Source organism: Myroides sp. 1354, assembly GCF_030324495.1.
In the GTDB taxonomy this organism is placed as follows: domain Bacteria; phylum Bacteroidota; class Bacteroidia; order Flavobacteriales; family Flavobacteriaceae; genus Flavobacterium.
In genome coordinates this window covers 111,305-135,485 of the sequence record NZ_JACAGN010000002.1, presented here as the reverse complement: position 1 = coordinate 135,485, position 24,181 = coordinate 111,305, and the positions used below count along the sequence as shown (strand labels likewise).

The 24,181-nt window shown below is 36.1% G+C and carries 21 protein-coding genes; 10 read left to right on the top strand and 11 right to left on the bottom strand.

From position 1 onward, the window contains the following. Nucleotides 1-80 precede the first annotated feature (80 nt). The 3 genes from era (at nt 81) to HX004_RS03485 (ending at nt 5,169) form a co-directional block, all read left to right on the top strand. Nucleotides 81-968, top strand: a complete 888-nt coding sequence (gene era, locus HX004_RS03495) for a GTPase Era (RefSeq protein ID WP_286440915.1) — start codon at nt 81-83, stop codon at nt 966-968. A gap of 66 nt (nt 969-1,034) precedes the next feature. Then, nucleotides 1,035-2,348 carry a ribosome biogenesis GTPase Der gene (der, locus tag HX004_RS03490; RefSeq protein WP_158962402.1) on the top strand — a complete coding sequence of 438 codons (1,314 nt, stop codon included), beginning with the start codon at nt 1,035-1,037 and terminating at the stop codon, nt 2,346-2,348. 61 nt (nt 2,349-2,409) lie between these two features. Then, entirely contained in the window at nt 2,410-5,169 is a 2,760-nt protein-coding gene (locus HX004_RS03485) for an outer membrane beta-barrel protein (protein WP_286440914.1), read from the top strand. 47 nt (nt 5,170-5,216) lie between these two features. Here HX004_RS03485 and HX004_RS03480 read toward each other — a convergent pair whose 3' ends face one another. Genes HX004_RS03480 through HX004_RS03460 form a run of 5 tightly spaced genes read right to left on the bottom strand, consistent with a single transcriptional unit; the run spans nt 5,217 to nt 8,396 of the window. After that, the gene (locus HX004_RS03480; RefSeq protein ID WP_286440913.1) at nt 5,217-6,041 is read right to left on the bottom strand and encodes a TPM domain-containing protein; all 825 of its coding nucleotides are present in this window, start codon (nt 6,039-6,041) and stop codon (nt 5,217-5,219) included. A 6-nt stretch (nt 6,042-6,047) separates the two neighbouring features. Next, the gene (locus HX004_RS03475) at nt 6,048-6,488 is read right to left on the bottom strand and encodes a TPM domain-containing protein (protein WP_286440912.1); all 441 of its coding nucleotides are present in this window, start codon (nt 6,486-6,488) and stop codon (nt 6,048-6,050) included. A 6-nt stretch (nt 6,489-6,494) separates the two neighbouring features. Then, entirely contained in the window at nt 6,495-7,079 is a 585-nt protein-coding gene (locus HX004_RS03470; protein WP_286440911.1) for a LemA family protein, read from the bottom strand. A 10-nt stretch (nt 7,080-7,089) separates the two neighbouring features. Next, nucleotides 7,090-7,419, bottom strand: coding sequence for a MerR family transcriptional regulator (locus HX004_RS03465; RefSeq protein ID WP_002987612.1), 330 nt, complete (start codon nt 7,417-7,419; stop codon nt 7,090-7,092). After that, on the bottom strand, nt 7,419-8,396 hold the full coding sequence (locus HX004_RS03460) for a M23 family metallopeptidase (protein ID WP_286440910.1): 978 nt from the start codon (nt 8,394-8,396) through the stop codon (nt 7,419-7,421). Before HX004_RS03460 ends, HX004_RS03465 begins: the two co-directional genes overlap by 1 nt. Before the next feature lie 218 nt (nt 8,397-8,614). On the opposite strand from HX004_RS03460, the gene alaS reads away from it, so the two are divergent. The 3 genes from alaS to HX004_RS03445 are packed head-to-tail and all read left to right on the top strand — an operon-like array spanning nt 8,615 to nt 12,912. Further along, the gene (gene alaS / locus HX004_RS03455; protein WP_286440909.1) at nt 8,615-11,251 is read left to right on the top strand and encodes an alanine--tRNA ligase; all 2,637 of its coding nucleotides are present in this window, start codon (nt 8,615-8,617) and stop codon (nt 11,249-11,251) included. Nucleotides 11,252-11,310: 59 nt separating this feature from the next. Further along, complete coding sequence (locus HX004_RS03450; protein WP_286440908.1) at nt 11,311-12,267, top strand: GSCFA domain-containing protein; 957 nt, start codon at nt 11,311-11,313, stop codon at nt 12,265-12,267. A 12-nt stretch (nt 12,268-12,279) separates the two neighbouring features. Beyond that, nucleotides 12,280-12,912 carry a DUF4230 domain-containing protein gene (locus tag HX004_RS03445; protein WP_286440907.1) on the top strand — a complete coding sequence of 211 codons (633 nt, stop codon included), beginning with the start codon at nt 12,280-12,282 and terminating at the stop codon, nt 12,910-12,912. A gap of 1 nt (nt 12,913) precedes the next feature. Here the strand turns inward: HX004_RS03445 and HX004_RS03440 are convergent, their stop codons facing one another. After that, the gene (locus HX004_RS03440; RefSeq protein WP_286440906.1) at nt 12,914-14,662 is read right to left on the bottom strand and encodes an aromatic amino acid hydroxylase; all 1,749 of its coding nucleotides are present in this window, start codon (nt 14,660-14,662) and stop codon (nt 12,914-12,916) included. 346 nt (nt 14,663-15,008) lie between these two features. Here HX004_RS03440 and HX004_RS03435 point away from each other — a divergent pair, with 346 nt between their 5' ends. Next, nucleotides 15,009-16,142, top strand: a complete 1,134-nt coding sequence (locus tag HX004_RS03435) for a hypothetical protein (protein WP_286440905.1) — start codon at nt 15,009-15,011, stop codon at nt 16,140-16,142. Between the two features lie 328 nt (nt 16,143-16,470). Here the strand turns inward: HX004_RS03435 and HX004_RS03430 are convergent, their stop codons facing one another. The 4 genes from HX004_RS03430 to hutU all read right to left on the bottom strand — a co-directional run bounded on the left by HX004_RS03430 (nt 16,471) and on the right by hutU (nt 19,949). Next, nucleotides 16,471-16,644: a transposase gene (locus tag HX004_RS03430; protein ID WP_286440904.1), complete on the bottom strand. Its 174-nt coding sequence runs from the start codon at nt 16,642-16,644 to the stop codon at nt 16,471-16,473. Nucleotides 16,645-16,913: 269 nt separating this feature from the next. Next, the gene (locus HX004_RS03425; protein WP_286441128.1) at nt 16,914-16,982 is read right to left on the bottom strand and encodes a hypothetical protein; all 69 of its coding nucleotides are present in this window, start codon (nt 16,980-16,982) and stop codon (nt 16,914-16,916) included. A 397-nt stretch (nt 16,983-17,379) separates the two neighbouring features. Beyond that, on the bottom strand, nt 17,380-17,940 hold the full coding sequence (locus tag HX004_RS03420; RefSeq protein WP_286440903.1) for a DUF4136 domain-containing protein: 561 nt from the start codon (nt 17,938-17,940) through the stop codon (nt 17,380-17,382). Nucleotides 17,941-17,960: 20 nt separating this feature from the next. Continuing rightward, entirely contained in the window at nt 17,961-19,949 is a 1,989-nt protein-coding gene (gene hutU / locus HX004_RS03415) for a urocanate hydratase (protein ID WP_286440902.1), read from the bottom strand. 217 nt (nt 19,950-20,166) lie between these two features. Here hutU and HX004_RS03410 point away from each other — a divergent pair, with 217 nt between their 5' ends. Genes HX004_RS03410 through hemL form a run of 3 tightly spaced genes read left to right on the top strand, consistent with a single transcriptional unit; the run spans nt 20,167 to nt 23,266 of the window. Further along, nucleotides 20,167-21,051, top strand: coding sequence for a 1-aminocyclopropane-1-carboxylate deaminase/D-cysteine desulfhydrase (locus HX004_RS03410; RefSeq protein WP_286440901.1), 885 nt, complete (start codon nt 20,167-20,169; stop codon nt 21,049-21,051). A 4-nt stretch (nt 21,052-21,055) separates the two neighbouring features. Then, complete coding sequence (locus HX004_RS03405; RefSeq protein WP_286440900.1) at nt 21,056-21,979, top strand: glucosaminidase domain-containing protein; 924 nt, start codon at nt 21,056-21,058, stop codon at nt 21,977-21,979. A 6-nt stretch (nt 21,980-21,985) separates the two neighbouring features. Beyond that, entirely contained in the window at nt 21,986-23,266 is a 1,281-nt protein-coding gene (gene hemL, locus HX004_RS03400; protein WP_286440899.1) for a glutamate-1-semialdehyde 2,1-aminomutase, read from the top strand. A gap of 64 nt (nt 23,267-23,330) precedes the next feature. Here the strand turns inward: hemL and rnhB are convergent, their stop codons facing one another. Further along, a complete protein-coding gene (gene rnhB, locus HX004_RS03395) occupies nt 23,331-23,930 on the bottom strand; it encodes a ribonuclease HII (RefSeq protein WP_286440898.1) in 600 nt (199 codons plus the stop codon). Nucleotides 23,931-24,181: the final 251 nt, after the last annotated feature.

The following is a 24,181-nucleotide window of genomic DNA, read 5'->3' as shown; positions in this document are numbered from 1 at the left end:
AGGATTTAAGTCGAGTTCTTACATTTTTTTTAAACTATCTCAGGGATTAAAACTACCTTTGTAGCGAAAAATATATTTTTATGGCACATAAAGCTGGATTTGTGAACATTATAGGTAATCCCAATGTAGGGAAATCGACTCTAATGAATGCGTTAGTAGGAGAGCGATTATCGATAATTACATCAAAAGCACAAACAACAAGACATCGTATTCTGGGAATTGTAAATGAAGAGGACTATCAAATTGTATTTTCGGATACGCCAGGTATTATTAAACCAGCGTACGAATTACAAGAATCGATGATGGATTTTGTGAAATCTGCTTTTGAAGACGCAGACGTCTTGATTTATATGGTGGAAGTAGGAGAAAAAGAATTGAAAGACGAAGCCTTTTTCAATCGTATTATCCATTCCAAAGTGCCAATCTTATTGTTGTTGAACAAAATTGATAAATCCAATCAACAGCAATTAGAAGAACAAGTAGATTTATGGAAATCTAAAGTTCCCAATGCAGAAATTTTTCCGATCTCCGCATTAGAAAAATTCAATACACAAGCGGTTTATGATCGCATTATCGAGTTACTTCCTGAATCACCTCCCTATTATTCAAAGGATGCCCTGACAGACAAATCAGAGCGTTTCTTTGTAAATGAGATTATTCGTGAAAAAATCCTATTGAATTACGATAAAGAAATTCCATACGCAGTTGAGGTAGAAACAGAAGAATTCAAGGAGGAAGAGGAAATTATTCGCATCAAGGCTATTATTATGGTAGAGCGTGATACACAGAAGGGAATTTTAATCGGACACAAAGGAGCAGCTTTAAAGAAAGTTGGAATTGCTGCCCGTGAAGAGATGGAGAAATTCTTCTGTAAAAAAGTACACTTGGAATTATTTGTCAAAGTGAATAAAGATTGGAGATCGAGCGATTATCAGTTGAAACGCTTTGGATACAATCAAAAAAAATAGAGAAATTAAATAATAGCGTCAAATATTGCATTGAAATATTAACTTTGCGAGATATTTAAATAGTATATGAGTAGTATAGTAGCCATAGTTGGGAGACCAAACGTAGGAAAATCCACTTTCTTTAATCGCTTGATTCAAAGGAGAGAGGCAATTGTAGATTCGGTTAGCGGAGTAACCCGTGATAGAAACTACGGCAAATCAGAATGGAATGGAAGAGAGTTTTCTGTAATTGATACAGGAGGATATATAAAAGGTTCTGATGATGTTTTTGAAGAAGAAATCAGACGTCAAGTAGCATTAGCTATTGAAGAGGCTGATGTTATCATATTTGTAGTTGACGTAGAGGAGGGAATTACTCCAATGGATGCTGAGGTAGCTAAATTATTACACCGTGAAACAAAACCTGTTTTTGTAGCAGTGAATAAGGTAGATAGCGGAAAGCGTATGGAAGATACTTATGAGTTCTACAATTTAGGATTGGGTGAAATTTATCCAATTGCAGGAATGAGTGGTAGTGGAACAGGTGATCTATTAGATGAAGTAATCAAAGTATTGCCAGAAGAGGAAGTAAGAGAAGAAAGCGAAGATGGGGAACTACCTCGTTTCGCGGTAGTAGGACGTCCTAACGCTGGGAAATCTAGTTTTATCAATGCGTTAATTGGTGAAGATCGTTATATCGTAACAGATATTGCGGGAACTACAAGAGATGCTATTGATACGCGTTTTACTCAATTTGGATTTGACTTTAATTTAGTTGATACTGCAGGTATCCGTAGAAAAACAAAAGTAAAAGAAGATTTAGAGTTTTACTCTGTTATGCGCTCTATTCGCGCCATCGAGCACAGTGATGTTTGTATCTTGATGGTTGATGCTACGAGAGGGTTTGAAGGACAAGATCAAAATATTTTTTGGTTAGCAGAGAAAAATAGAAAAGGAATTGTTATTTTAGTAAATAAGTGGGACTTGATCGATAAGGAAACACTAACGTCAAAACAATTTGAGGATAAAATTCGCGAAAGCATTGCTCCATTTACGGATGTGCCTATTGTATTTACGTCAACTATTACAAAACAACGTTTGTTAAAAGCATTAGAAACGGCTGTTCAAGTCTATGAAAATAGAAAAAACCGTATTTCTACTTCTAAGTTTAACGAAACAATGTTACCAATCATTGAGCATACTCCTCCTCCTGCAATCAAAGGAAAGTATATTAAGATTAAATATTGTATGCAGTTGCCAACACCTTCACCTCAGTTTGTGTTTTTTGCTAATTTACCTCAATATATTAAGGACCCATATAAAAGGTTTGTTGAGAATAAGTTACGCGAAATTTATGACTTTAGTGGTGTACCTATTGACATCTATTTTAGACAAAAATAATTGTAATTATACTAAAATATACGGTCTTTGTTTGTGAGAACAAAGACCGTTTTTTATTACTATGAAGAATGTAATTTTTATTTTAATTGTTTTATTAACCCAGGTTGTTTGTAGTCAATCAACGGTTCAATTCAAAGGATTAATAACAGATTCTGTCAAAAATCCGTTAGAAGCGGTTACCGTTTATTTAGTGAAGGAAAAGGACAATACGGTATTGGAATACAATATGTCAAATGCGGAAGGAAAATTTGATTTAAAGATTAAAATGCCTGATGAAAAAGTACTCTTCAAAGCGAGTATGGTTGGATTTAAGCCTTATACGAAAGCGATTGAAAAAACGAGTGAATCAAACTATGACCTAGGGATAATACGCCTACAAGAATTGGTAACCAGTTTAGATGAAGTAGTCATCAAGGCAGATGTACCGCCAATTCGAGTTAAAAAGGATACCTTAGAATTTAATGCTTCTTCTTTTACCGTTCGTCCAGATGCTAATTTAGAACAATTGTTAAAACAGTTACCCGGATTTCAGATTGATGAAAATAAAAAAATCACAGTAAACGGAAAAGAAGTCAAGGAGATTTTAGTGAATGGTAAACCTTTTTTTGGAGAGGATGGTAAAATTGCCTTAGAGAATTTACCTTCAGAGATTATCAATAAAGTGCAAGTAACAGATAAGAAAACAAAAAAAGAAAAATTTACGGGAGAACGGGCAAAATCAGAAGATGCGAGTATTAATATTACCATTGATGAAGAGAATAATAAAGGGTATTTCGGAAAAATAACAGGAGGATATGGGTCTGATAAACGCTATGAAAGCAGTTTATTCTTCAATACATTTTTCAAGAAAACCCAATTGAATGTGATTGGTTCGGCCAATAATATCAATGCCATGGGATTTTCTATGGATGAGGTATTTGATAATATGCGAATGGGGAAGAGCTCGGGTGGAATTACAGAATCGCGTATGCTAGGATTGAATTTTGTGCAAGATATCAATACCAAATTAAAAGTAAACGGCAGTTATAATTACAATTTTTCAGATACGGAAAGTAAAAATAGATCAACAGTAAGGCAATTTTTACCTTCGGGGGAGTTTGTGAACAATTCAGAATCAGGAGCAAATAGTGATTCTGAAGGACATTCGGCTAATGTATCCATCGATTATATCGGAGAGAAAGATTCCTTTTATATTATGCCTAATTTTCAAACGAATTATTCGCGTTCCATAACAAGTTCTAAAGATCAAGCACTCAATGAAAATGGAGAACTCTTGAATGATAGCGAATCTCAAGCTACCAGTAAAGGGGATAGTAATAGTTTTTCTAATGCCATGCGTTATATGCGTAAATTGAAGAGAGACCGTCAGTTTTTTACACTCGAATTTATGAATGCCAATAGCGTTAACTCAAGTGACGCTCTACAAGAATCAACTACGCGCTTTTATAAATCAGAACAAGAAGATGATATTCGTCGTCAGTTTCAAAGACAGAACAATACCAACGATACGTATCGTTTTACTATGGAATATAGCCAGCCTATTACGGACTCATTGACCTTGTTGATAGGAAGTAATTGGGATAGAAATCAAACGATTACAGATGCCAAAGTATATGATTATGATGAGAGCACACAAGCGTATTCAGAGTTGAATATGCTACAAACGAATCATTATAATACGGTTCAGACTACAGTGGCTCCTTATGTAGGATTCAATTACAAATACAAAAAGTGGTTCGCTGATTTTAATACATCAACTAATATTGTTAAGAACAGCGTAACAGCTCTTTATAATAGTCAAAACTATTCGTTGGATAAAAAGTATATCGATCCTAATGTTCGTTTTAATGTTAGCTATGCAGCTACAAAAGGAAGTTATTTTTGGATGACGTATAATTACAATGTCAGTTATCAAAGTGCAACGCAATTGTTGGAAATTGTAGATGTAAGTAACCCACTACATACTTTTGTTGGAAATCCAAATTTGCGTCCAACAGGTAATCACGGTATTAATTTGAGCTATCGATCCTATGATTTTCAAACGCGATCGGGCTATTCTCTTAGTGGAAATATTAACCTGATGAACAATAGTATTGTCAATGCAGTTGATTACGATGAGGACAGAAAGAGTATATCAACCTATAAAAATGTTTCAGGGGCCTATAACTGGTCTTTGTATGGTTCCTGGTATCGATCAGAGAAATGGGAGGAATTGACCATGCGTTATGGAATTAATGTGCGTTACAACCAAAATGTAAACAAAGGGTATATGGATGGAGTGACCTATGATGCCATCAACAATGGAATTAGTCCGAGGGTATATGTAAACTTAGATTATGGAGAATTATTCCGAATCTCACCTTCTTATAATTACAGCAGAAACTGGTCGAGTTATAAGAATTTCAGTGTAGATCGCGCGAGCAATTTTGTGCACAATGCTGCATTAGAGACGGTGTTGTATTGGCCGAATAAGTTCACAATAGGAAATGATTTTACCTATACGTATAACTCGCAAATTGCATCAGGATATAATCGTGATTTCTATATGTGGAATGTGAGTTTGGCCTATGAGTTTTTCAATGATCGATTCAAGGCAAAAGTCAAAGTGTATGATATGTTGAATCAGAACACGAGTTCTAGGCGAACGATTGATGCAACTTCGATTGTTGATTCGGAGAGTTTAGTGTTAAAGCGCTATGTTATGTTTTCGTTGACTTATAGTTTAAAAGCTTTTGGATCGAAAGAGATGAGAGGAAATAGAGGGGGGAGAGGAAATTACGGAGGAGGACCTCGTGGAGGTATGATTCGAACAATGCGATAGCAAATAAAAAAGGGGTAGTTTAAACTACCCCTTTTTTATTTGCTTGGTTACCAGCTTCCACTAGATCCACCACCAGAGAATCCACCACCTCCGAAGCCGCCGCCAAAACCGCCGCCGCCTCCAAAGCTTCCACCCCCGCCAAAGCCGCCACCGGAGCTTCTGCCTAAGTTGCTGAGGATAACCATACTGGTTAAATCATCTAAGAAACCACGATGGCCTGAATTATTTCCAGGACCACCCCCGTTGTTTTTATTTTTGTTGAATAGAATGGTTCCTACAATCAAAGCGATAATCGCTATCAAGCAAAATAACCCTCCAATTTCGTTATCTCCATCCATTCGAGCGTCTTTATCCGCTTGATAGGTGCCAGCAAGCATTTCCATGATTCCATCTACACCTTCATTTAAGCCCGCATAGTAATCCCCTCGTTTAAACTCGGGAATAATTCGATTTCGAATCAATTCCCCTCCTTGTCCTGCTGTAATTTGAACTTCAGCACCGTAACCGGGATAGATTCCAATTTGCCTTTCTTCAGCAGCCATTAAGATTAAAACACCATTGTCTTTCCCTTTTTGACCAATTCCCCAAGTTTGCCCCCATTTAGGGCCTAGAATACCAATGCTTTCTCCTTGTAGAGAGGGAATTGTGATAACCACAATCTGCGTTGAGGTTGTATCACTATAATGGATCAATTTTTGTTCTAATGCTTTATTTTGTTGACTACTGAGAATCTGAGCATAATCGTAAACCGCTGTTTGTTTGGACCCCGTTGGCTTAGCTGGAATATCAAATTGTGCGTAATTGACCTGCGACCAAAGTAAAAGGAAGGCAAATACAATAAAGGATAGGACGTTGTTCTGTCTTTTTTGCATGTTGTGTTAAGCTTTTGATATTTCGTTTGATAGTTCATTTTTGTTTTCTCCAACCATGGGGAAATACACTTTTAATTGACTACCTGCCTTGAGAATCCCATAAATAAGTCCTTGTTTAAATGCTCCTTGTTTAAAGTGATTGATGACAAGTTCTTTGGTTCCTTCCCAAAAATTTTCTGCCTTTACGCGTTGATCAATTCCCTTATCACCCAGAATAACAAAAGCTTTAGAGCTTAAACAGATATAGAATAAAACTCCATTGGCATGGGTTGTTTTGTCCATCCCTAGTTCAAAGAATACCTCTTGAGCTCTCGTATAGGGTTCTTTTGTTGCTTGTGTTTCAATGTGAACCCTGATTTCTCCTGTAGTATTTTTCTCTGCTTGTGTGATAGCCTCTATAATTTCCTGCTCATCTGCAGGACTTAGAAATTGATGTATCGGTTGCATAGGCGATTAGAATTTTACTTTTGGTGCGCTTTCAGCTCCAGCTTCCGCTTTGAAGAATGGTCTTTCGGCATAACCACTTAAGAAAAACTTATTCGGTACTTTTAGAACATATCCGTTATATACTTGTACAGCATCATTGAAACGCGAACGTTGAGTGAAAATTTGATTCTCTGTACTTGCTAATTCGTCTTGTAATTTCAAGAAGTTTTGGTTTGTTTTTAAGTCAGGGTATTTCTCAACCGTAACTAATAAACGCCCTAACGCACTAGAAACTCCAGATTGTGTTTGTTGGAAGTTTGCTAATTGTTGTTCTGTCATATTGGTTGGGTCAATCGAAACAGAAGTAGCTTTTGCTCTTGCGTTTACTACAGCTTCTAAAGTTGATTTCTCAAAATCAGCAGCTCCTTTTACGGTTTCAACTAAGTTTCCAATCAGGTCATTTCTTCTTTGGTAAGCTCCTTCCACATCTGCCCATGATTTATCTACGGCTTGTTTGTGTCCTAAGGCTGTATTTTGATAATTCATGGATAATAAGAAGTATCCTCCAATTAATACAACTAATACGATGATAATAGGTAACGCTTTTTTCATTTGTTTTGTTTTAAAGTTCGTTTTTTATACTTATTAATGTTTCTTTGATGTATTCCAATCGCTTGATAATTTCTAGGTTGTCAACAGCTTCTTTTGGTTTGAGTTTGAGTTGTTCCTTGGCTCCCTCTAAGGTGAATCCTCTTTCTTTCACAAGATGATAAATCAATTCAAAATTTTTGACATCTTGTTGAGAGAACATGCGATTGCCCTTGGCATTTTTTTTGGGCTTGATGATATCGAATTCCTTTTCCCAAAAACGGATCAAAGAGGTATTGACGTCGAAAGCCTTTGCCAATTCGCCAATGCTGTAATATCTTTTTTCAGGTAAATTAACTTTCATTAGTCTAGCGATTGATTTTCATGGTTAGCTTCTTGTAATAATAATTCAAATTCTTTGGCAGAAATATCGCCATAATAATAGTTCAATGGATTGACAGGATTTCCTTTGTAATGCACTTCATAGTGTAAATGCGGACCAGAACTTCGCCCTGTACTTCCTGCATAGCCAATAATATCTCCTCTTTTTACAAGTTGTCCTTGTTTGACATTGTATTTACTTAAATGCGCATAACGCGTTTGATACCCATAACCGTGTTCTACTTCAATCAAATTACCATAACCCGAAAGTTGATTGTTGGCTCTCGTTACGCGTCCGTCTCCAGTTGCATAAATTGGCGTTCCTATATTGACAGAAAAATCCATACCCGAGTGAAACTTCTTGATTTTGGTAAAGGGATCACTTCGATATCCATACCCTGAAGCCATGTGTTTTAAACTTTCGTTTTTTACGGGTTGAATCGCCGGGATTGCTGCTAATAATTTCTCTTTTCCTTTTGCTAGGTTGATGATATCGTCCAAGGATCGCGATTGTATAGCTGTTTGCTTGGCAATGATATCTATTTTTTCTGTCGTTAGACGCAATAACTTTTCGTTTTGTAAATTTTTAAATTCTTTATAACGATTAATTCCTCCTAATCCCGCTTTGCGCTGTTCTTCTGGAATAGGGGCTGTGTTGAAATACGCCCTGTAAATTTCGTTATCGCGAATCTCAAGCTCATCTAGCACTTCTGCGATAAGGTCAATTTTTTTATTGAGTAATGTATAGTTGGTTTTAAATTCTGCAACCTCTCTTTCTAACATCTTTTCTTTCGGAGTCGTTAGAATATTGGAGTTAATTAAAATAAATAATCCCAGTAAACCAAAGACAGCCGCAGATAGGAGGAACAAGAATACATTTACGATTCGCTTAGAAGATTTGTGACGTATTCTGTGAAACGCTAACTTTTCGGAATCGTAATAATATTTTACCTTAGCCATAATTTAAAAAACACTATTTTTGCACTAATTTTGTAAACACCCTTGTTTGGTTTAAAAAAGGCATTAAACAACAAATTTAAACAATGTTTTGGTTTAATACTTGGTTAAATAACAAATGGAAATAAAAAATTAACAGATTTTGTTGGTTAAAAAGAGAGGGTGGCGTGCAATTAGTAAGTTATTTAAATGTTGGATAGAAAATATTAGTTTCCGAAAATATGAAATCACAAGAAATTCGTCAGAAGTTTTTAAACTTTTTTGAAGAAAAAGGACATTTAATTGTTCCTTCAGCACCGATCGTTTTAAAAGACGATCCAACTTTAATGTTTAACAACTCTGGGATGGCCCAGTTTAAAGAATATTTTTTAGGAAACGCCACGCCGAAAAGCAAACGTATTGCAGATACACAAAAATGTCTACGCGTTTCTGGAAAGCACAATGACTTAGAAGATGTTGGTTTTGATACCTATCACCATACCATGTTTGAAATGTTGGGTAACTGGTCATTTGGGGATTACTTCAAAAAAGAAGCAATCGCTTGGGCATGGGAATTCTTAACGGAAGTTTTGAAATTGGAGAAAGATCGTTTGTACGTATCTGTTTTTGAGGGAAACCCTGCCGAAAATGTTCCTTTTGATCAAGAAGCTTTTGACCTGTGGAAACAATATGTGTCAGAAGATCGCATCATCTTAGGAAATAAAAAAGACAACTTCTGGGAAATGGGAGATCAAGGACCTTGTGGACCTTGTTCTGAGATTCATATCGATTTGCGTACCGATGCAGAAAGAGCAGCTGTTTCTGGTTTTTCTTTGGTTAATGCAGATCACCCTCAAGTAGTAGAGATTTGGAATAATGTATTCATGGAGTTCAACCGTAAAGCGGATGGCTCTTTGGAGAAATTGCCCGCGCAACACGTAGATACAGGAATGGGATTTGAACGTTTGTGTATGGCAATGCAAGGGGTTACGTCAAATTACGATACGGATGTATTCACACCATTAATTCGCAAGGTTGAAGCCATTACAGGGCTGAAGTATACAGACAATACCGTAAAAGATATCACAGAACAACAAAATAAAGTAAATATTGCTATTCGCGTTGTGGTGGATCACGTGCGTGCAGTTGCTTTTGCTATTGCAGACGGACAGTTGCCATCAAACAACGGTGCAGGATATGTAATTCGTCGTATTTTACGTCGTGCAATTCGTTACGGGTTTACATTCTTAGGAACAAAAGAGCCTTTTATCTATCAATTAGTTGAAGTGTTATCGGTACAAATGGGCGCTTTCTTCCCAGAAATCGTATCTCAAAGAAACTTGGTTGAAAATGTAATCAAAGAAGAGGAAGCTTCTTTCTTGCGTACGTTAGAACAAGGATTGCATTTGTTGGATCAAGTAATTGAAAAGACTGAAGGAAAAGTTGTAGATGGAGCAAAAGCTTTTGAGTTATACGATACTTTTGGATTTCCAATTGACCTTACAGCATTAATCTTAAGAGAAAAAGGATTTGAATTAGATGAGAAAGGATTTGAAGCAGCAATGAATGAGCAAAAAACGCGTTCAAGAGCTGCATCAGAAGTTTCTACTGACGATTGGACTCTTTTAATTGGAGGTAATGTGGAAACATTCGTAGGGTACGATCAATTAGAAAACCAAGTAAAAATTACGCGCTACAGAAAGGTAGATAGCAAGAAAGACGGGAAGTTATTCCAATTGGTATTGGATGCCACTCCTTTCTATCCAGAAGGAGGAGGTCAAGTAGGAGACTGTGGATTAATCGTTTCTGCTAATGAAGCAATTCAAGTAATTGATACGAAAAAAGAGAATAATTTAATTCTACATATTGTAAGAGAGCTGCCATCTAATGTAGAGGGGACTTTTACAGCGAAAGTTGATGTAGATGCTCGTCAACAGTCGATGGCGAACCACTCAGCAACGCATTTATTACACCAAGCTTTGCGCACAATTTTAGGAACGCATGTGGAGCAAAAAGGATCTTTAGTCTCTCCAACGCATTTGCGTTTTGACTTTTCGCATTTTGCTAAGGTGACAGAAGAAGAATTGCAATTGGTGGAAGAGTTTGTAAATAATCGCATTCACGAACAATTGCCTTTGATTGAGAGACGCAGCATACCTTTTAACCAAGCGGTAGCTGAAGGAGCCATGGCGCTTTTCGGTGAAAAATATGGTGATGAAGTTCGCGCCATTCGCTTCGGTGAGAGTATGGAATTATGTGGAGGAACTCACGTGCAAAATACAGCTGATATTTGGCAGTTTAAAATTGTGAGTGAAGGAGCAGTTGCAGCGGGAATTCGCCGTATAGAAGCAATTACCAATAAAGCAGCAAGAGCCTTCTTTGCAGAGCAAGAAAATACGCTGAAAGAATTAAAAGCAGTATTGAAAAATCCTCAAGATACGCTGAAAGCCGTTGTCGCTTTACAAGAGGAGAATGCAAAACTGAAAAAACAAGTGGAGCAATTGTTGAAAGAAAAAGCTAAAAACCTAAAAGGAGAATTGAAAGGACAAATTCAATTAATCAATGAGGTTGCTTTCTTAGCGGTTGAAGTGGACTTAGATGCAAATGGAGCAAAAGATTTAGCTTATGAACTAGGAAGCGAATTGACAAATCTTTATGTTGTATTGGGATCGAATGCCAATGACAAACCCATGTTGACTTGTTATGTTTCTAAAGAAATTGTAGAGGCAAAAGGATTGAATGCTGGACAAATTGTTCGCGAATTAGGAAAATACATCCAAGGTGGTGGTGGAGGACAAGCTTTCTTCGCAACGGCAGGAGGTAAAAATCCAGAAGGAATGAAAGAAGCAATCAGTCACGCGATTGATTATTTAAAATAATATATTGATTTAAAAAGATTCCTATTCGTAGGGATCTTTTTTTCTTATAGCTAATAGATATGAATTTCAGTACCGTTGTGCCTTTATCGTATACAGGAAAGAAAATCACTTATGACGATAAAATCCTTTGTTTAGGATCTTGTTTCGCTGTTAATATTGGAGAGAAGTTTAAAGCGTATCAGTTTCAACAAACGATTAATCCTTTTGGTATTTTATTTCACCCTAAAGCAATAGAGAGGTTGGTGGACTATGCTGTCAAAGGATATGAGTTTACAGCACAGGATGTTTTTGAACACCAAGAAATTTGGAGTTCTTTTGTTGCGCACTCTGATTTGAATGAATTAGAGCAAGAAGATATTGTGACGAAATTAAATGTCAAATTATTCGACCTACAAGTTGCCTTACGCGAAAGTACTTATATTACGTTGACTTTTGGTACCGCGTGGGTGTATGCGTTGAAAGAAACGAGTGAGATTGTAGCCAACTGTCATAAAGTACCCAATACGCAATTTGATAAACGTTTACTCTCCTATGAAGAAGTAGTTGATAGTTATAAAAATATATTGAGTTTGATTCGTACTGTTAATAGCGAAGCACAGATTTTGTGTTCTATTTCCCCTGTACGTCATATCAAAGATGGTTTTGTTCCTAATCAACGAAGTAAAAGTATTCTACATGCAGCATTGCAAGAAGTAATAGAAGAGTTGGTGGATGAAAAAGTAAGTTATGTTCCCGTTTATGAAATTGTGATGGATGAATTACGCGATTATCGCTTTTATACAGCAGATTTAATTCATCCGAATGACATAGCGATACACTATATTTGGGAGCGTTTTGTTTTTCACTATATTGATGAACAAATGTATGGAGTAATGAAAAAGGTCGATGAGGTTCAAAAAGGATTGAATCACCGCCCTTTTAATCCAACAGCCGAACAACATTTGAAGTTTTTAGATACGTTAATTGAAAAAATTGACGATTTATTAGAGCGTTATCCATTTATGAGTTTTAGATAATCTATTGAAACGATGAGAACAATCTTTAAAGTTATCTTTTCTTTTTTTATTGTGCTATTCTTCATGTTTATGGGGGTAGTGATTTATCAATATACGTTTGGTAAATCGAATAGTAATGTTGAGTATAATTCGGACTTGATTCAAGAACAATTGAAAAATGTCAGTAAGTTGATTGTAACAGAAGCCAATTATACCCAAGTGATGACGTATCAAGATCAACAAAAGTATTTGCTGAATTTGGTTTCCTTTACCAAAAAGGCCGTGGTAATTGTCAATGCAAAAGCAACCGTGGAATATGATTTAACGCAATTGCAATATCAAATTGACGAAAAAAATAAAGTGGTTCAATTGGTGTATATACCAGAACCGGAAATACACATTTATCCCGATTATAAACTATATGATGTAGAAACGAGTACATTTAACCCATTTACTGGAGCAGATTACAATAAGATTAATGCAAAAATTAAAGAAGATTTACAGCGCAAGATTGAACAATCGAGTTTAAAGTCCAATGCAGAAAATCGCTTAACAAGTGAATTAGGGAAATTATTAGTAGTGACTACGATGTTAGGGTGGACATTAGAATATCAAGGAAATACCATAAAAAAAGAAAGTGACTTATCTGTCACTTTCCCTTTGTAATTTATGCTTGTTCAATAATGCTTACACCATCTAGAATCAAATGAGCAACTTTAGGACGTTCAACCTTGAGTTGTTCTAGGCGATTCATTGCTTTTTGATATAAAGCGTTATCTTGATTCTTTTTCGCTAGTTCTAAAATCTCAACCGTTAACAACCAGTCTGAGGCATAAGAAGCGATTAAAGTATCTAAAATTCCATGTAGATCTGTTGTTTTATTTTCTTCACGCATTAAACGTACCGCTTGATATAGCCCCTCTAGTTTGATTTTATCTTCATCGCGTACTGCCTTGATTGTTTTGGATGAAGGGACGTGATTGACTAAATCAAAACTTCTGTAATCCGCAGGCCCTGAAAAGGCAGAGATAACATCCGCACCTACCGCCATATCATAGGTTCCCCATTCCGGTTGGAATAATACCGTATCACCATGCGTAACCGTACAGTCTTTAAAGCTGATTAAGATAATTTTGCCGTGAATATTTCTGATTCCTGTAATATTCGTTCCTGAAACTGTAATGTCCCCTTCGAATTCTAGTGTTACAGGTTGTCCTTCGAATAAGTTGTATGCTTTTAAATCGCGTGGACTCATGTCTTCAATGGCTAAATTAATTCCTTTTAAGCGACCTAAGGCTGTGCCAAATCCGTGTGGATGGGTTTCGGTTCCATGTCCAACTAATTCTTTTTCTCTATAGGATAAAGCAGTAGCTCCTGTAGTTTGTACATAAACAGGTTTTCCTTCTTGTTCAATTACGTTAGTGAAATGCCCGGAAATTTGAATACCTGTATTTAACTCAATGGTACCTAGAGCTTTGGAATCAATTAATTTTTGAATTCCTTCCAACCCACCTTTGCGCAAAGCCATCTTATTGGCAAAGTTCTCCAATACTTCACTTAAATATGCGAAATCAGGAGTGACATAGAGTTGAGGTTGAGGTTTTGTAATATCAAACCCTTGATTCGCTGCTTCAATAGTATAAGGAAGCTTTTCCACATTATCCGTCATACACCAAGCGCTCTCTCCGATAGAAGACAATAAACCAGCGCCGTAAATCTTTGGATTGTCTACTGTGCCAATTAATCCATATTCAACGGTCCACCAATGTAGGTTTCGGATCAATGCCATTTCAGATGGAGCAGAAGTAATAGCTTGCAAACGATCCACTTCATCCTCTGCCTTTTTGATATCTGTTTCAGCTACACCTTCTGCTTCTTTTAAGATTGAAAGCAAGCGGATAGCCTCGTAAATTTCATAATCGTGAGCGGATGAAATAGCTTTACATCCAATTTCTCCGAATCGTCTTAAGTATTCTGCATATTCAGGATTGGCGATAATAGGAGCATGCCCAGCACCTTCGTGAATAATATCGGGTGCGGGAGTATATTCAATATTCTCTAATTGTCTAATATCAGATGCAATTACCAGTACTTTGTAAGCTTGAAATTCCATAAAAGCATTGGGTGGAATAAAACCATCTACTGCGACAGCTGCCCAGCCAATTTCTTTTAAAATTCTATTCATACCATACATACTAGGAATAGATTCTACCGAAATACCTGTCTTGCTTAACCCTTCTAAATAGGTGTCGTGTGCTACTTTAGATAAGTAATCTACGTTTTTGCGCATCACATAGCGCCATACCGCTTGGTTAATAGGCGTGTAATCTTCATAGTCTTGCGGCTTGATAAATTGCTTTAAGTGAGGAGGTAATCGGTCGATTAATTCGTTGCTTTCGTATTCTTTTGCGTTCATAGTATTCTAAAAGTAGTTTGGTTGCGGTAAATATAAGGAAAAAGATGAATCTATTATAAGCTCTCGTTCTTTAGTAGTGGAATGATGGGAATAATGAAATAATAGGAGAGGAAGGTCTTTTTGTAAATGTTAAAATAGTTTATGTGTATTTTTGTAGTTAAATATTTTATTTTTATGTATTTTTAGTGTTAAATATTGTGATTGAAAGAGGAGTTTATTCTATAATATTTGGTTATTATTGTAGGTTATTAGGGAACATTAAAGATAATATTAACTAATTTTTTTTTTAGTTTCAAAAATGTTTTTATATTGCAACACAATTATTAACTAATTAAAGCAAATATTTATGAAAAAATTATTTATGTTTTTGGCTGTAGCTGGTTTAGCTACATTCGGAGCTTCTTGTGGTAGCGACGACAGCAAAAATGATGATCCAAAGCAAAAGGACTTGGCGTTATCTGCTGATAAAACTTCTGTAAAAGAAGGTGATGCAGTTGCTTTTACTGTAAAAGTTGATGGAAAAGTTGAAGCAGGAGCAGAACTTTACATTGGAACTGAGAAAATCTCTAGTCCATACACTTTTGCTAAAGAAGGTAAATACGAAGTAAAAGCTAAGAAAAAAGATTTTAATGATAGTAATGTTGTAACTATTACTGTTAAAAAAGATGAGATTCCAACAGATCCTTTAAAATTAACTTTAACTCCAAGTAAAACTGAAGTATTCGTTAATGAAGCAGTTACTTTTACTGTAAAAGATGAAAACGGAGCTAATGTTACTGGATTTACAGTGAAACAAGCTAATGGTACTGCAGTTGCAGGAGGAGTTTTCACTTCAACAGCTGCTGGAACGTTTAAATTTGTTGCTTCTAAAGATGGATATGTAACTAGCGATGAAGTTTCTGTTGTTGTAAAAGAACAAAATATTCCTGAAAACTACGTTAAATTAAATGGAGAATATACAGAAATTACTAACCTTAAAAGAGTTTATATCAACGGTATAAAAAATGCTCAAGGACAATTCCAACCATATATTTACACTGATGAGGGGACTTACTCTATTGTAACTTATGAATTAGGTACTATTGATGAGCAAGCTCAAGCATATGTTACTAGAAGTTCTACAATGTTTGTAACTAATCAAGTTATTGGTCAACCATACCAATGGCCAGCAAATGTTGGTGAAGATACATTTATTGCTAGTTCAGCTGTTGCTGATTTTGAAGCAGGTCGTTTTGTTCCATTTGATTTAAGTAATGAGTTAGTAGATGTAGCTATTGCTGATAGTGATACAGATTTCTTATTAACATTACATGTTGAGAATGATGCAAACGGAATTAAATTTGATGGTACACTTGGAACTGGTTACTACTGGAGAGAAGTTGATGCTGATGGAAATTTAGTTCAAGGTGCAGCAAGCGTTAAAATAAGCGCGAAATTCCTTAAAAACTCTGTTTTCGGAGGAAGAAAATCAGTTAAATAATTTTTTATCAAATAGATAAGAATTAATTAAATAAAAAAAGGACTGTCTCAAAAAGGCAGTCTTTTTTTTTATTTTAGGGTGTTTTTTATGCTTTAATTTTTTTTTATATTTAATTAAGTATCAGGAGTTAAGTGCGGAAGTTGGAATCAAGCGAAAAAGTTGAGGACAGTAAAAAATATTTTATTTTAGTCAAGTCTTCGGTTCGTATGTCACCTCGACGCAAGAGAGGTCGCATCCTCTAAATCAGTTTTCGTTTATTGGATTACTACGCAAAAAAGTTTAGTCAATCTAAACAGGAAAAAGAACTTGTCTCTTACACCTCTATACATCATTCTAAAGTACTTAATTTTAGCATTAAAGGATTCTGCAGATGATTGGTACTTCTATCATTGAAGTAGTTTAATATATCCGCGTAGTATAACATAAAGGTTTTAGTTACCGTATTAAATTGTTCAAGGTTAGTATTTTCTACTTGAATGAACCAATAGGTAAGTTTAGTCATAGCGACTTCTTTTGGAATAAGTTGATTGTATATTGCTCTTAACTTGTTTGTTAAGCCATATGGTTACTCAATTTCCGGGTATAATTCAAATAATAGTTTAGCTCTATCTTGTTGGCCTATTGTCCAGTTATTAGGGCTTTTGTATAGTAAATGTCTAGATTGGGCTAATAATTGTTTTTTGTATCTCCATTGGATAAGGTATCAGGAGTATAGGTTTTATTTGTACCCTTAGCCTGGATAATAGCATTATTTTCGTTGTCCATTTCAATCTAACGATGTTTAATTCGAATATTCGGAAGTGCTTCGCTAGCAAGTTTTTGCACGTGGAAACGATTGATAACTTGTATAGCGTTCGTGAAGCATTTTTTTTGCTATCTGTTTCATAGAACCAGCCATATCAAAGGGTGTTTCTTTTACTTTATTTCTATTGAATTTCCGTAGTTTTATTATATAGCCTATAACGGTTTCAGATTTTGTTCCTTTTTAATAGTAGTAATATTTTTTTCTTTCATTTCCCAGCTTTAAGGTGATCTTTTGGAGCAGACTCTAATTGATAATGTTATTATTTTTTAAGCAATCTCTATCTTTTATTGGTGTGGTAGTATAGAATAAAAATAAAGAGATAAAATAAGAATATATTGGTTCTTATTTTACCTCTTTATTATTAAACTATATTTTAATTCTTAAAAAATGATTTGCGATTGTTTTAAGATTAAAAAGTTAAGCATAAAATTATTACTTCTTCACCTCAGGTGGATACGTACTCAATATCTTCTGTACAAAATCCTGAATTTTAGCCTCTTTCTTTTCGGGTGTGTTGGCGTTGTCTATATAGCCCGTTCCAATTCCTTGCCAGATTAAAGCTTTTTTAGTTGTATCAATGAAATCGATGTATAATTTCCCTTCAATTGATGTGGATACTGTGGTGGAATTAGGTCCCCAATAAGGAGCGTACCCCCATCCATAGTAGCCGTATCTCGAGTAGAAGTAATCGTTGTTGGTTGTTACGTTTACTTGCTGTTGTGATTTAGTAAAAATGTTTACTAATAGTTGAGGATTACTATCTGTTTTAGTAAAGCCTTTAGCCGTCATTTCCTGGTCAATCGCATTTAAAATACGCTTTTTATCCAAGTCGTTTAATTTTACATTGTCAATCCCTTCTTTGAAAAAAGCATAGGTTTGATAAGCTGTAAAATTGGTGTTTTTGTCGTAATCGGCACTAACACGCACACTACTACAAGAGGCTGAAAAAATAGTTACAGCCGCAAGAATTAGAAATTTGGATACAGTTTTCATCGCTTACTTATTTTTGTGAGTTAATTTAATAAACTATCGTCAACGATATTTGGTAGGGTTACTTTTAAAAGTGGTTCAACCTCCATTGCACGTTTAATTGCAAAGGTAGCCTCTTTATTTCTAGCCCAATTGCGTCGCGCAATACCGTTGTTTACATCCCAGAATAACATGGATTTTAATTTTTCGTCAGACTCTTTACTACCATCTAAAAGCATGCCAAATCCTCCATTGATTACTTCTCCCCATCCAACGCCACCGCCGTTGTGGATAGAAACCCAAGTAGCGCCTCTAAAGCTATCTCCAATCACGTTGTGAATGGCCATATCAGCGGTAAAACGAGATCCATCGTAAATGTTGGATGTTTCACGGTAAGGTGAATCTGTTCCTGATACATCGTGGTGATCACGACCTAGTACTACCGGACCGATAATCCCTTCTTTAATCGCTTGATTAAAGGCTTCTGCTATTTTAATTCGCCCTTCTGAATCTGCATATAAAATACGCGCTTGTGATCCAACGACGAGTTTGTTTTCTTGTGCGCCTTTAATCCAACGGATGTTATCTGCCATTTGCTGTTGAATTTCAACAGGAGAATTTTGCATAATTTCTTCTAATACGCGACAAGCAATTTCATCTGTCTTCGCTAAATCCTCTGGTTTTCCAGAAGCACATACCCAACGGAATGGCCCAAATCCGTAGTCGAAACACATGGGACCCATAATGTCTTGGACATAGCTTGGATATTTGAAATCAATGCCATTAGCAGCCATAATGTCCGCGCCTGCTCTGGATGCTTCTAATAAGAAAGCATTCCCGTAGTCGAAGAAGTAAGTTCCCTTAGCTGTGTGTTTGTTGATTGCAGCTGCCTGTCTGCGTAAAGACTCTTGTACTTTCTCTTTGAATAAAGTAGGGTTATTAGCCATCATATCGTTTGCTTCTTCAAAAGACAATCCTACTGGATAGTATCCTCCAGCCCATGGGTTGTGTAATGAAGTTTGATCAGATCCTAAGTGAACGAAAAGGTTCTCTTCTGCAAATTTTTCCCATACTTCCACAATATTACCTTGGAAGGCAATGGAAACTACTTCTTTGTTTTCTTGTGCTTGTTTTACTCGAGGAACTAAAGCGTTGATATCTGTAATTACTTCGTCTACCCAGCCTTGAGAATGTCTGGTGTGTACAGCTTTCGGATTGACTTCTGCACATACAGTAATACAACCTGCGATATTACCTGCTTTTGGTTGAGCTCCACTCATTCCTCCTAATCCTGAAGTTACAAATAGTTTACCAGTTAAGTCTTCTCCGTTTTTAGCGATTTTTCTACCACCGTTTAAAACAGTAATGGTCGTTCCGTGTACAATCCCTTGAGGACCAATATACATATAACTTCCTGCCGTCATCTGACCATATTGAGTAACACCTAAAGCATTGAATTTTTCCCAATCATCTGGTTTGGAGTAATTCGGAATCATCATTCCATTGGTTACTACAACGCGAGGAGCTTTAGCATGAGAAGGGAATAATCCCATCGGATGTCCAGAATACATCACTAGCGTTTGCTCATCAGTCATCGTTGCTAAATAATGCATGGTTAGTAGGTATTGTGCCCAGTTTGAAAAAACAGCACCATTACCACCGTAAGTGATTAATTCATGTGGATGTTGAGCAACAGCATAATCCAAATTGTTTTGAATCATCAACATAATTGCTTTGGCTTGTGTAGAATTTCCTGGATATTCCTCGATTGGTCTTGCATACATTTTGTAATCGGGTCTAAAGCGATACATGTAGATGCGACCGTATGTTTCTAATTCTTCTTTAAACTCTTGGATTAACTCGGAATGATGTTTGGTATCAAAATAACGTAAAGCATTTCGCAAGGCAAGTTTCTTTTCCTCTTCTGTCAATATTTCTTTGCGTTTTGGAGCGTGATTAATTGCCGGATCATACTCCTTTTTTGCCGGTAGCTCATGTGGAATTCCTTGTAAAATTTGTTCCTTAAAAGTCATTTTCTGAGTTTTTTGTGATTAATTATTTATGTGTTTTTTAAGTGTAAACCTAAAAACTATTAACTAGTTTTGTCTCCTAGTTTAGCTTTGGATTTTGACTCAAATTTCCGTAGGTAAGTTACTAAAAACTCTTGTATTATTTAGTTTAATATTTATACAAAAAAAAGTGATTTTAGTTAAACCTATCGTAAATTAAAGGCTTGTAAATGTGATTGTAATGAAGAATCTATTTTTAAATGATGTCGTGCCTACAACGAAAATTGATCTTCCTTTTCAACATGGAATTGAATTGTTTGTACGCAGAGAAGATTTATTACATCCAGAGGTTTCGGGTAATAAGTTTAGGAAATTGAAGTATAATGTTGAGGCAGCTGTTGGTCAAGGTTATAAACAGTTGTTGACTTTTGGTGGGGCTTATTCCAATCATATTGCGGCAACGGCGGCGGCTGGAAGAATATTGGGAATACAGACAATTGGGGTGATTCGAGGAGAAGAAATTGCTGCCTGCTATCTCGATAATCCAACCTTAAAAAAAGCAACAGAAGATGGTATGCGTTTTAAGTTTGTGACTCGAACGGAGTATAGAACGAAAGATTCTGCCGTTTTTTTGAGGCAGTTGGAAGAAGAGTTTGGTCATTTTTACCTTGTTCCAGAAGGAGGGACAAATGAGGAAGCAATCAAAGGAACGGAAGAAATCTTACAAGAAGGAGATGCAACCTACGATTATGTTTGTTGCGCGGTAGGTACTGGAGGCACAATTGCTGGCATAATTAACAGTTCTTTTGCGCATCAAATAATCATGGGATTTCCTGTGTTAAAGGGAGATTTTCTTCAAGAAGAAATTAAAAAGTATGCTGCCAAAGAAAATTGGATGCTTCAAACAGACTATCACTTTGGAGGTTATGCAAAGTACAATGCTGATTTATTGGATTTTATACGGGAATTTAAACAGAAAACGGGAATTCTTTTGGATCCAATTTACACGGGTAAACTACTTTTTGGTATCTTTGATTTAATAAAGCAAGGTCAATTTAAAAATAACAGTAAGATTCTCGCTATTCACACGGGAGGCTTACAAGGGTGGAATGAAAAAATAAAATAGCTATATGATTAAAAAAATCTTTTTACTGTTCTGTTTACTTACACTTGTAAGTTGTGGGGTGAAGAACAATTCTAAACTCACAGGGAAGAAGTCGAAAACCAAAGAATTGGTTTCAAAAGAACAATATCGAGCACAACAAAAAAAGGTAGAAGAGCAACGTCGTATTCAAGATGAAGCCAAGCGAGAGAAAGATAAGCGCACGGCAGCCAAAACTAGTGAAACGCTTGAGGCAACTTCGAGAATTTCTGTTACGGCAGATATGATTCAGGATTATATTTTACAGTATAAAGACATTGCGAAAGACAATATGTCTTCGTATGGAATTCCTGCTAGTATTACGTTGGCACAAGGAGTTTTAGAATCGGGTTCTGGTCAAGGGACATTAAGTAGAAATGCAAACAATCACTTTGGAATTAAATGTCACAAGGAATGGGATGGGCCGTCAGTCCGTCATACGGATGATGCTCCAGATGAATGTTTTAGAAAATATGAAGCTCCAGAAGAGTCGTATCGCGATCACTCTCAATTCTTAGTGTCGCGTAGTCGTTATAATGATCTATTTGCTTTGGATAAGGATGATTATGAAGGATGGGCACATGGCTTGAAAAAAGCTGGTTATGCTACTGATCCGAAATACGCGAATAAACTAATTAGTCTTATTGAGCGTTATACATTAGATCAATATGATCGAGAAGTATTAGGGCTGACTTCACCACGTCCTAAAAAAGAAATAGAAAAGAAAGCAGAAGTTAAGGTGGATACCAAAGCCAAAGTAGATGCTAAATCTACATCGAAAACCCATGTGGTTCAAAAAGGCGATACGTTGTATTCCATATCAAAAAAATACAATACAACTGTAGCTAAACTACAGAAATCAAATAATCTTGATGGGACGAATCTCTCGATTGGTCAACGCTTAAAATTATAAAACACTATGTTATATCAAAGAAGTAGTCAGCTTTTTGCAGAAGCTGAAAAAGTGATTCCTGGTGGGGTTAATTCACCAGTAAGAGCATTTAAATCTGTAGGAGGAACCCCTATATTTGTCAAAGAAGCGAAAGGAGCTTATTTGTACGATGTGGATGGAAATCGACTCGTTGATTATATTAACTCTTGGGGACCTATGTTATTAGGTCATGCTTATCCACCTGTAGTGGATGCAGTGATTGAAAAAGCAAAAAAAGGAACTTCTTTCGGTATGCCAACAGAAATAGAAACAGAAATTGCAGAATTAGCAGTGTCTATGGTTCCGAATATTGATAAAATACGCTTTGTTAACTCGGGTACAGAAGCATGTATGAGTGCTATTCGATTGGCTAGAGGTTATACAGATAGAGAGAAAATTATCAAGTTTAAAGGTTGTTACCACGGGCATTCCGATTCCTTCTTAATCCAAGCTGGAAGTGGGGCAGTCACTTTTGGTTCTCCTAATAGTCCTGGAGTTACACAAGGAACAGCAAAAGATACGCTATTGGCTACTTATAATGACTTAGAGAATGTAGCATCAATCTTAGAAGCAAATAAAGGTGAAGTCGCGGCAATTATTATAGAGCCTGTAGCAGGAAATATGGGGTGTGTTCCACCTAAACCAGGTTTCTTAGAAGGATTGCGTCAACTGTGTGATACACATGGAACACTTTTGATTTTTGATGAAGTGATGACTGGATTCCGCTTGGCACGTGGAGGTGCACAAGAACTGTTTGGCGTTCGAGCTGATTTGGTTACTTTTGGGAAGGTAATTGGTGGAGGATTACCTGTAGGTGCATTCGCTGGTTCTGCTCAAGTAATGGATTATTTAGCACCTGTTGGACCTGTATATCAAGCGGGAACTTTATCAGGGAATCCGTTGGCTATGGCGGCTGGATTAGCTATGTTGAAAGCTATTAATAATGATTTAGCAGTGTTTCAACGCTTAGAAGAAAAAACAGCTTACCTCGAAAGAGGAATTCGAGTTGTACTAGAGGCTAAACAAATTAAATATACGATTAATCGCGTCGGATCGATGATTTCCGTTTTCTTTGATGAACGTGAAGTCGTTGATTTTGATACCGCAGGTTATGGAAATAATGAAGCGTTTAAAACCTTTTTCCATGGATTGTTGAAAGAAGGAGTTTATATCGCTCCCTCTTCGTATGAAACGTGGTTTATTACAGATGCTTTGACGTATGAAGATTTGGATTTTACGATTCAAGCAGTTGAGAAAGTATTTGCTTAAAAAGCAATGTGGATATAAAAATAAAAATCTCTTTTACTTCATGTAAAAGAGATTTTTTTTTATGCTATAACTCTAGCTTTAACTGATCAGGTAAAAGCTTGAATGATTTTCGATGGTATTTACAAGGACCATATTCTAAAATGGCAGCGCGGTGTTCTTGTGTTGGATATCCTTTGTTTTTCTTCCAATTATACATTGGAAATTCCTCGTGTATTTGATTCATATAATCATCGCGATACGTTTTGGCTAAAACAGAAGCGGCTGCTAAGCTTAAGTATTTAGCATCACCTTTGACGATACACTGATGGGGAATATTGGGAATCGCAGTAAATTTATTTCCGTCTACGATGAGAAAATCAGGTATAGGTTTTAATTGACTTACGCTTTCGTGCATGGCTTTTATGGCAGCGTGTAAGATGTTCAATTCTTCGATGACGTCCTCGTGAAGATGAGTTACCCCATAACTTACTGCTTGCTCCTCTATAATACTTCTTAAGGTATAGCGGTTTTTTGCCGAAAGTTGCTTGGAGTCATTTAAGATTTCATTCGCAAAATCTGGTGGAAGAATAACAGCAGCGGCAGTTACTGGTCCAGCAATACAACCTCTACCGGCTTCGTCTGTTCCGGCTTCATATAGTGCTTCTGAATAATGATGTAGTAGCATAACTAAAAAATGAAAAACAAAGGTAAGACTCTGAGAGTGAATCTAGGCTTTGAAAAGGTAATATTAACTAAGAAATCCATTAAAGAAATCCTAAGAATTTAAAATTTAACATTTGTAAATTATTGACTGCTTTTTGAGACTTTTTTTTCTCTTTCTTGATAACTAGTGGTTTAAGATTTTTTGAGAAAAAAAGAGGAGTTCGTGGATTGTTAAATGTAAAGCGTGTAATAAGTCTTTGTTAAGTCTTTTGG